This window comes from Variovorax glacialis, from assembly GCF_051216375.1.
Classification (GTDB): Bacteria; Pseudomonadota; Gammaproteobacteria; order Burkholderiales; family Burkholderiaceae_C; genus Variovorax.
The window spans coordinates 1-1,447 of sequence record NZ_JBPJZT010000064.1; the positions used below are offsets into that span (position 1 = coordinate 1).

Here is a 1,447-nt window from a genome sequence, read left to right on the forward strand (position 1 = left end):
GCGGGATCGCTCCGGTGATGCGACACGAACGTTGCAGCGACGATGAATCAGACTCATATCCGCGGATTGGTTACCAGCACTTCATCGATTCGTCGCGGGCCTGCCTCGTTCTAGCGCCGGGGATCTGCCTTTCGGTGCCCCTGTAGTGTGGCCGAGGGTTGCCCAATCGGTGCCCGTGCCACATCACCGCAGCGATCCCTTCTCACACCGCGCTCAGGCTGCCTGTTCCTCCTCGCGTCGTACCTGCAGGCCGATCGCCCAGATGAAGCCGGCCAACTCACGTGCGACAGCCACGCAGGCCTTGTTGATCTGTACCCCGCGATTGCGCAGCGCGGCAAACCGTTGCGTCAACCTCAGCTGCGCCTTCCATGCGGTCGTTCGGATCGACTCTGGCAGCGCTTCCTGGCGCGCCAGTGCCTCGCGGCCGATTCGAGCCTTGAAGCGATAGTTCCAGGCCGATTCGGTCAGCAGCCGGCGTGCGTGCGCGTTCCCCGTCTTGGTAATGCTGCCACGACTTGTTCGCTCGCCGCTCGAGTGCTCCGAAGGAACCAAGCCGAGGTATCCCATGAGCTTTCGCGGATGCGAGAAGCGCGCGAGGTCGCCAATCTCGGCCATCAGGCCGATCGCCGTGATCGCGGCAACCCCACGAAGCGCCTGGAGCGCACGGACTACCGGCTCAAAACGCCAACCCGTGATCGACGCCACCAGCGCCTTCGTCAACCGCTCGACTCGCTCGTCAGCGGCCTCGACCGTGTGCCAATACTCGGTAAACGCCGTCTGGGTGGCGCCGGCGTCGAAGTTCAGCGTCGACAGCCAGCGGTAGTAGGCAATGCTCCACGAGGTCTTGCCAGGGTAGCGGATGTCGTGGCGCAGCAAGAAGCCCTTGAGCTGATGGCGGGCCTGGACGCGACTGTTAACCGCGTCTTCGCGCGCCCTCGACAGGTCACGGATCGCTTCGTCATCTGGATCTGGAATCCACACGGCGCTCAACTGGCCGGCACGCGAGCACTCGGCCAATTGAACGCTGTCGCGTGAGTCGGTCTTGATCCGGTCGCCTGGACGTCGCGGGATCTGCGACGGGGCAATGATCTCGCAGCTATAGCCCCTGGCCTTCAGGACTCGCTGCAGTCCGAAGCCCGTCGGTCCTGCCTCGTACACGATGTGCAATTGCTCCGCGGTACCGGCCTTCGCCAGCACCTTCAGCAACTTGTTCACGTCATGCGTGACCTTGCCGATCAAGCGCCCGGGCGGTCGACCTGGCTCGGCCGCCGCCACGCTGATGCTGTCCCTGTGGACGTCCAAACCCACGTGAATCTTGCTACGCTCTTGCATGGCCGGTCTCCTTGTTGCTGACGACGCAAGTCACAGCATGTAGCTCTGCGTCCCTGGACGCAACCTACATGTTGGAGACCGGCCGCCTGTCTACTGGGCGGCGACCATCATGTCT

At 63.6% G+C, this 1,447-nt stretch carries 1 protein-coding gene; it reads right to left on the reverse strand.

Translation table 11 applies throughout. The features are described 5' to 3' along the window. Positions 1-213 precede the first annotated feature (213 nt). Positions 214-1,332, reverse strand: coding sequence for an IS110 family RNA-guided transposase (locus tag ACSFBL_RS35590; protein ID WP_435520500.1), 1,119 nt, complete (start codon positions 1,330-1,332; stop codon positions 214-216). Positions 1,333-1,447 lie beyond the last annotated feature (115 nt).

Excerpts from the sequence above, each read along its gene's own strand:
- ACSFBL_RS35590 (WP_435520500.1), bottom strand. The coding sequence starts at position 1,332 with ATGCAAGAGCGTAGCAAGATTCACGTGGGTTTGGACGTCCACAGGGAC.